The organism is Sphingomonas colocasiae (assembly GCF_019880585.1).
Classification (GTDB): Bacteria; Pseudomonadota; Alphaproteobacteria; order Sphingomonadales; family Sphingomonadaceae; genus Sphingobium_A; species Sphingobium_A colocasiae.
This window is the reverse complement of sequence record NZ_JAINVV010000015.1, coordinates 183,919-190,490: the sequence shown is the minus strand read 5'-3', so window position 1 is coordinate 190,490 and position 6,572 is coordinate 183,919. Positions and strand designations below refer to the sequence as shown.

General features: G+C 66.1%; 7 protein-coding genes. 3 read left to right on the top strand and 4 right to left on the bottom strand.

Annotated features, from left to right (window positions below):
- Nucleotides 1–272: 272 nt before the first annotated feature.
- Together galU and K7G82_RS28675 are read left to right on the top strand one after the other, a co-directional pair.
- Nucleotides 273–1,139: a UTP--glucose-1-phosphate uridylyltransferase GalU gene (gene galU / locus K7G82_RS28680; RefSeq protein ID WP_222993829.1), complete on the top strand. Its 867-nt coding sequence runs from the start codon at nucleotides 273–275 to the stop codon at nucleotides 1,137–1,139.
- A gap of 53 nt (nucleotides 1,140–1,192) precedes the next feature.
- Nucleotides 1,193–1,447 carry a hypothetical protein gene (locus K7G82_RS28675; protein WP_222993827.1) on the top strand — a complete coding sequence of 85 codons (255 nt, stop codon included), beginning with the start codon at nucleotides 1,193–1,195 and terminating at the stop codon, nucleotides 1,445–1,447.
- Nucleotides 1,448–1,453: 6 nt separating this feature from the next.
- Here the strand turns inward: K7G82_RS28675 and K7G82_RS28670 are convergent, their stop codons facing one another.
- The 4 genes from K7G82_RS28670 to K7G82_RS28655 all read right to left on the bottom strand — a co-directional run bounded on the left by K7G82_RS28670 (nucleotide 1,454) and on the right by K7G82_RS28655 (nucleotide 4,706).
- Nucleotides 1,454–2,002 (bottom strand): GyrI-like domain-containing protein, encoded by a 549-nt coding sequence (locus K7G82_RS28670; protein ID WP_222993825.1) that lies wholly within the window; start codon nucleotides 2,000–2,002, stop codon nucleotides 1,454–1,456.
- A 71-nt stretch (nucleotides 2,003–2,073) separates the two neighbouring features.
- The gene (locus K7G82_RS28665) at nucleotides 2,074–2,748 is read right to left on the bottom strand and encodes a DNA alkylation repair protein (protein ID WP_222993823.1); all 675 of its coding nucleotides are present in this window, start codon (nucleotides 2,746–2,748) and stop codon (nucleotides 2,074–2,076) included.
- Nucleotides 2,749–2,874: 126 nt separating this feature from the next.
- The gene (gene aqpZ / locus K7G82_RS28660) at nucleotides 2,875–3,606 is read right to left on the bottom strand and encodes an aquaporin Z (protein ID WP_222993821.1); all 732 of its coding nucleotides are present in this window, start codon (nucleotides 3,604–3,606) and stop codon (nucleotides 2,875–2,877) included.
- 140 nt (nucleotides 3,607–3,746) lie between these two features.
- On the bottom strand, nucleotides 3,747–4,706 hold the full coding sequence (locus K7G82_RS28655; RefSeq protein ID WP_222993819.1) for an L-threonylcarbamoyladenylate synthase: 960 nt from the start codon (nucleotides 4,704–4,706) through the stop codon (nucleotides 3,747–3,749).
- Between the two features lie 48 nt (nucleotides 4,707–4,754).
- Here K7G82_RS28655 and K7G82_RS28650 point away from each other — a divergent pair, with 48 nt between their 5' ends.
- Entirely contained in the window at nucleotides 4,755–6,464 is a 1,710-nt protein-coding gene (locus K7G82_RS28650) for an acyl-CoA dehydrogenase family protein (protein ID WP_222993817.1), read from the top strand.
- The last annotated feature ends 108 nt before the right edge of the window (nucleotides 6,465–6,572 follow it).

The following is a 6,572-nucleotide window of genomic DNA, read 5'->3' as shown; positions in this document are numbered from 1 at the left end:
GCTTCCCCTTCCGTTCATAGATTGCAGCCAGCTTTTTCATGTCTTCACTTTGCGCACGAAGCGCACGCCTGTCCACTCGATGACGGCGACCAACCCAGTCTTTTCAATTTATGAGTTCACGGCCTAACGCAATCTTCAAACCGCGCATCGCATCCTCCCGTCCGTCCGCCGCATCGACCCAGCATTGGGGAGGGCGCGGGCAAAGCGTAAATTGACTTGGGCGCGATCGTTTGATCAAAGCGCGGCCAGTCTTTGGGGAGTGTATCCAGGCTATGAAACGCGTTCGCAAAGCAGTTTTCCCGGTCGGCGGGCTCGGTACCCGCTTCCTTCCCGCGACCAAGGCTCTCCCGAAGGAAATGCTGCCCGTCGTCGATCGGCCGCTCATCCAATACGCTGTCGACGAGGCGATCGAGGCCGGGATCGAGCAGATGATCTTCGTCACCGGGCGCGGCAAATCCGCGATCGAGGACCATTTCGACATCGCCTATGAGCTCGAGACGACGATGCGCGACCGCGGCAAGTCGATCGAGCTGCTCCATCGTACCCGTCTGAAACCGGGCGCGGTCGCCTATGTCCGCCAGCAGGAACCGATGGGGCTGGGTCATGCGGTGTGGTGCGCGCGCGACATCGTCGATGAAGAGCCCTTCGCGGTGCTGCTCGCCGACGATTTCATGGTGGGCAACCCCGGCTGCCTCAAGCAGATGGTCGATGCCTATGAGCGGACGGGCGGCAATCTGATCTGCGCGCAGGAAGTGCCCGACGACCAGACGCATCTCTACGGCATCATCACGCCGGGCACGCGCGACGGCGCGTTGACCGAGGTGAAGGGCCTTGTCGAAAAACCCAAACAGGGCACGGCGCCGTCGAACCTGTCGGTGATCGGCCGCTACATCCTTCAGCCGGAAGTGATGCGCGTGCTCGAACATCAGGAAAAGGGCGCGGGCGGCGAGATCCAGTTGACCGACGCGATGGCGGCGATGATCGGCAGCCAGCCCTTTCACGGCGTGACCTTTTCGGGGCGGCGCTTCGATTGCGGCGACAAGGCCGGCTACATCCACGCCAATATGGCGCTGGCGATGGAGCGCGAGGATATCGGCCCGGCGGTGCGTGCCTTCGGCGAGCAGCTATTCGCGCGATAGCGCGGGATCGGCGAATCCTGTATGCTGCGGGCTTCGCGTAGAGGAGTTCGGGCATGCGGGTCGCCATCGTCGCCCTTTTACCGCTGGCGCTGGGTGGATGTATCGCCCGCACCGCGGTCGATATCGTCACCTTGCCGGTCAAGGCGGTCGGCGCCGGCGTCGATGCCGTCACCACCAGCCAGTCCGAGGCCGACGAGAAGCGCGGCCGAGAAATCCGCAAGCAGGAAGAGCGTGAGGGCCGCGAAGCGCGCAAGCGCGAGAAGGAGGCCCGCAAACGCGCGCGCGAGGATGATGACGACCGTTATTAGGCAGCTTCAGATCTTCCGGACGGGCTGGCGGATCAGCGTCCTGAGCGTCCCGGGCGCGACCTTGCGCGGATCGCTGAGATAGATTTCATGATGGCGGCCGGCAAAGCCGTAGCCGCCTGAAATCATGACCTCGCCGTGCAGCCGCGCGAGCAGCGGTCCTTCATCGTCATAACTGCCGATATGCAGCGCCTGAAGGCAGAGGCCTTCCTCCAGGCTTTCGAGCCGGAGGCTGCCGGGAAGGTGGCCGAGCTTCGCGCGGGCCCGGCTTTCGGCGGCCGCGAACAGCGCCGCATTCACATGGTCCGGCATCATGATCATCATGGTCCAGTCCCATTCGTCCTTGCGTCGGGCCGTGAAGCTATGGGGATCGCGTGCGGACCAGAGCCCTTCGAGCGGCGGCACGACGAAGTCCCGCCCTTCCGCCTTGCTGGCGAACTTGATCGCATAGGCCGTCGCATAAAGGCTCTCGACCGCCTGCCTGTAGGCCGGGGCGCTGTTCGGATCACCATGGCCGTCCACCATCAGGTACGAGGCCTGCGGAACCTCGATCGGCACGAAGCGATCGACGGGTGCCGTGAAGAGCGCCTTTCTGGCCTTCTTCAGGTCGAGCTTTTCCCTGACCCTGTCTATGCTCGGGGCGCTTGCCTGCGCACGATCTCGTCGATCCAGATCGGCGCGAAGGGCGAGGTGCAGCCTGGCGATGTCGGATAGTCGCGATAAACGCCCAACGTCTCCCCGATCGCGAGCGCGCGGGCGCGATGCCCGGGGTGATGGATGCCGATATTGGCGAGGGCCATGTTCATCGTCCATTGCGGCTCCGCCGCCGCGCCCGCCAGTTGTCGTTCGATCCGGTCCAGCAGTGCCGCCAGGTCGAGATCTTCGGCATGTTTCGCGATCCGCTCGGCGGTCAGGCTCCAGCCCGCCCGCGCCGCCATCGGATCGGCGCTTTCCATCCATTGCCGGCGCAGCGCTTCCTTCTCCGGATGGAGCTTGACGATATAGGCATTGAGCCAGTCCGAAAGCTGGATCACCCTGTTGGATCGAACCATGAGATCGAGTTCGGCCGCCGATAGCGCCCTGGGCTTCATCCACAAGATCGCGAGCAGTCGCGCGTCGAGATTGCCGGTTTCCCAGAGCTGCATGGCCAGTGCGTGATCCGGCCTGGCCGATTTGGCGATTGCGCGGATATCGCCCAGCTTGACGCCATATTGCCGTTCGTCCGCGCCATTCCGGATATTGAGCGCGCGCACCTTTTCGTTGCCCAGCGCTTCGAGCTTCCCCAGCACGTCCTTCAATGTCATCGGCTCGACCTCGCAGATTCGGCGTGTCGGCCAGCAGACACCAGAGTGCCGTCATCGGGCAAGGGCGGGACGATGGAGGGGCTGTGTCTCCCCTCCATCATCGGTCCGTCCGCGACTAAAAGGGCCTTACAAGGGCGCTCCTTCGACCGGCGGACGTTTGGTCGCATCGGCGCCCAGCATCTTGTAGACGAAGCCGCCCAGCGCCGCGCCGATGATCGGCGCCACCCAGAACAGCCAGAGTTGCGACAGGGCCCAGCCGCCCTGGATCAGCGCGGGACCGGTGCTGCGCGCCGGATTGACCGAAGTGTTGGTGATCGGAATGCTGATCAGGTGGATCAGGGTCAGCGTCAGGCCGATCGCGATCGGTGCGAAGCCGGCAGGCGCGCGGCTGTCGGTCGATCCCATGATCACCAGCAGGAAGAAGAAGGTGAGCAGCAATTCGATGAGGAGGCCCGATTCCAGCGCATATTTGCCGGGCGAATGTTCGCCGAAGCCGTTCGCGGCCAGCCCGTTGACCGCCAGGTCGTAACCCGGTGCACCGCTGGCGATGACATAGAGGGTGAAGGCGGCAGCGATCGCGCCGAGCACCTGCGCGACGACATAGGCGGGTATGTCCGCCGCGGGAAAGCGCCCGCCCGCCCACAGCCCCACGGTCACGGCGGGATTGAGATGGCAGCCGGAGATATGACCGACCGTATAGGCCATGGTCAGCACGGTAAGGCCGAAGGCCAGGGAGACGCCGACAAAGCCGATGCCAAGCTCCGGAAAGGCCGCTGCGAAGACCGCGCTGCCGCATCCGCCGAACACCAGCCAGAAAGTCCCGAGAAATTCCGCGATTCCACGTTGTACGATTGTCATGATCGTCTCCCGCTTCGAGTCCCCTCATGTGGAGGACGCCGAAGTCTGGACCCTGGTTACGCCTGCGTAAAGATGGCGGCGCCAGGTGGATTTACGGGTTTATCGCGGGCGGCTCGTCCGCATCGATGTTGTTGAAGGCCCTATTCTCGAACGGCGGCCCGACCCAGACGATCGTTGATCGCGCGGCCCAGGCCGGTATCGGGAACGGGCGCGACCGCGATCGATGCCGCGTGGGATGCATCGGCCTGGTGAAGCAGGTCGAACAGACAGGCCGCCGCTTCGGAAAGGTCGCCGGCGGCCGACAGTGTCGCGTCGCCCGTCACCGGGCCGAAGCCGATCAGCCATTCTCCCACCCGCCGGTCGGTCGCGTTCAGCCGGACCGGTTTGGAGGGGGCGTAATGGCTCGCCAACTGGCCGGGGGCTTCGATCGACCCCGAGCCGGCCGACGCGATCGGCAGGCCGGCCGCTTCGGCGATGTCTTCGGCCGTGATGGGGCCGGGGCGGAGCAGGCGGACGCGGTCGGTTTCGGGCGCGACGATCGTCGATTCAAGGCCACGGCGCGTTGGGCCGGCATCGACGATCAGCGGGATCCGACCGTCCAGGCTCGCCAGCACGTGCTCGGCGCGCGTCGGGCTGATCCGGCCGCTGGCATTGGCCGAGGGGGCGGCGAGCGGCTTGCCCGTCGCCGCGAGCAGCGCCTGCATCGCCTCGTGCGCGGGGCAGCGGATCGCGATGGTGTCGAGCCCGGCGGTGGCAAGCGAAGCGATCCCGCTGTCTGCCCGGCGCGGCAGAACCATGGTGAGCGGCCCCGGCCAGAAGGCGAGCGCGAGCCGATGCGCGATCGGGTTGAGTTCGGCGATCGCCTCGGCGGCGGCGCGATCGGCGACATGGACGATCAGCGGATTGAAGCTTGGCCGGCCCTTCGCGGCGTAGATCCGCGCGACGGCCTGGGCGTCGGTCGAATCGGCGGCGAGGCCATAGACCGTCTCGGTCGGAATCGCGACCGGCAGGCCACGGCCGATCAGCGCCGCGGCCTCGTCGATCGCGGCCTTGCCGTAGCGGCGGACATGGGTGTCGAATGGCGGATTTGAGCCGGTCACAAGCCGGCGCTATAGCGCGCGCCACACACAGGCAAGAGCGGATGTCCCATGAGCTACAACCCTCCCGTTTCCGAACAGCGCTTCGTCCTCGATCATGTGGTCGGCATCAACGAACTGACCGCGCACGAACGCTATGCCGCCGCGACCTCCGACATGGTCGATGCGATCCTGGAAGGGGCGGGGGCGTTCGCGGCGGGCGAATATGCGCCGCTCAACCGCGCGGGCGATGAGATCGGCGCGCGCTGGGCGGATGGCAAGGTGACGATGCCGCCGGGATTCCGTGAGGCTTATCAGGCCTTTGTCGAGGGCGGCTGGGGCACGATCAGCGCGCCGGAGGCCTATGGCGGGCAGGGGCTGCCCAATGTGCTCGGCACCGTGATCATGGAGGATCTGGGCACCGCGAACATGGGCTTTTCGCTGATCAACATGCTGACGCCCGCGGCGATCGAATCGCTGATCGCGGCCGGCACCGATGCCCAGCGCGACACTTATCTCGGCAAGCTGATCACCGGCGAGTGGAACGGCACGATGAACTTGACCGAGCCGCAGGCCGGATCCGATGTCGGCGCGCTTCGCACCACCGCGACGCCCACCGGCGACGGGCTGTACCGGATCAAGGGCACCAAGATCTTCATCACCTTCGGCGAGCATGACCTGACCGACAATATCGTCCATCTCGTGCTGGCGCGCACGCCGGGCGCGCCGGCGGGTACGCGCGGCATCTCGCTGTTCATCGTGCCCAAGGTCCGCGCGGACGGAACGCATAACGACGTCCGCTGCGTCTCGATCGAGCACAAGATGGGCATCCATGCCTCGCCCACCTGCGTGCTGAGCTATGGCGACAACGACGATTGCCTTGGCGAGCTGATCGGCCCCGAATTTGGCGGCATGGCGGCGATGTTCGTGATGATGAACAATGCCCGGCTCAATGTCGGCCTGCAGGGCATCCAGATCGCCGAGCGCGCGACGCAACAGGCGGTCGGCTATGCGATGGAGCGCATCCAGTCCGCGCGCGCGGGCGGCGCGACGCGCGATCCCGTCGCGATCATCGAGCATCCGGACGTGCGGCGCATGTTGCTGCGCATGAAGGCGCTGACCCAGGGCGCGCGCGCGCTGATCTATTACGCCTTCGGCCAGCTCGACCGCGCGCATCTGGGCGATGCCGACGCGCAGGATCGCGTCGATCTGTTGACCCCGCTCGCCAAGGCCTGGGGCACCGATGTCGGTTGCGAGGTCGCGTCGCTCGGCGTGCAGGTGCATGGCGGCATGGGCTTTATCGAGGAAACCGGCGCCGCCCAGCATTATCGCGATATCCGCATCGCGCCCATCTATGAGGGCACCAACGGCATCCAGGCGGCCGATCTGGTCGGGCGCAAGCTGGGCCTGGGCGGCGGCGCGCCGCTGGCCGCGCTGATCGCGGACATGCGCGCCGAGGCGCAGGATGCCGGGCTGCGTGCGCTGATCGACGATGTCGAGGCGGTTGCCGCGCATCTCGCCGGTTCGGGCCCCGATGATCGGCTGGCGGGCAGCTATCCGTTCCTCACCATGCTCTCGGTCGCGGTCGGCGGCTGGCTGATGGAGCGTCAGGGCCGCATCGCGGCGGGCGTCGATGGTGATCCGGCCTTCCTGGCGATGAAGCGGGCGGCGGCGGATTATTTCGTCGGCCAGGTCGTGCCGGAAGCGGCAGGCCTGAAGGCGTCGGCGCTGGCGGGCGCCGAACTCCTCTATTCGGTGGACGCGGCCGCGTTCGCGGCTTGAGTTTGCGCCTTGTCCAGCATGTCACCCCGGCGAAAGCCGGGGGGCATATGATCGTCGAGCCCTGATGATGTTCGACGCATTGCATCGCTCCGGCTCTCGCTGGAGCGA

Bases quoted from the DNA above. Each gene is read 5' to 3' on its own strand.
- K7G82_RS28665 (WP_222993823.1), bottom strand. From the start codon at position 2,748: ATGACATTGAAGGACGTGCTGGGGAAGCTCGAAGCGCTGGGCAACGAA.
- galU (WP_222993829.1), top strand. From the start codon at position 273: ATGAAACGCGTTCGCAAAGCAGTTTTCCCGGTCGGCGGGCTCGGTACC.
- K7G82_RS28650 (WP_222993817.1), top strand. From the start codon at position 4,755: ATGAGCTACAACCCTCCCGTTTCCGAACAGCGCTTCGTCCTCGATCAT.
- K7G82_RS28675 (WP_222993827.1), top strand. From the start codon at position 1,193: ATGCGGGTCGCCATCGTCGCCCTTTTACCGCTGGCGCTGGGTGGATGT.
- aqpZ (WP_222993821.1), bottom strand. From the start codon at position 3,606: ATGACAATCGTACAACGTGGAATCGCGGAATTTCTCGGGACTTTCTGG.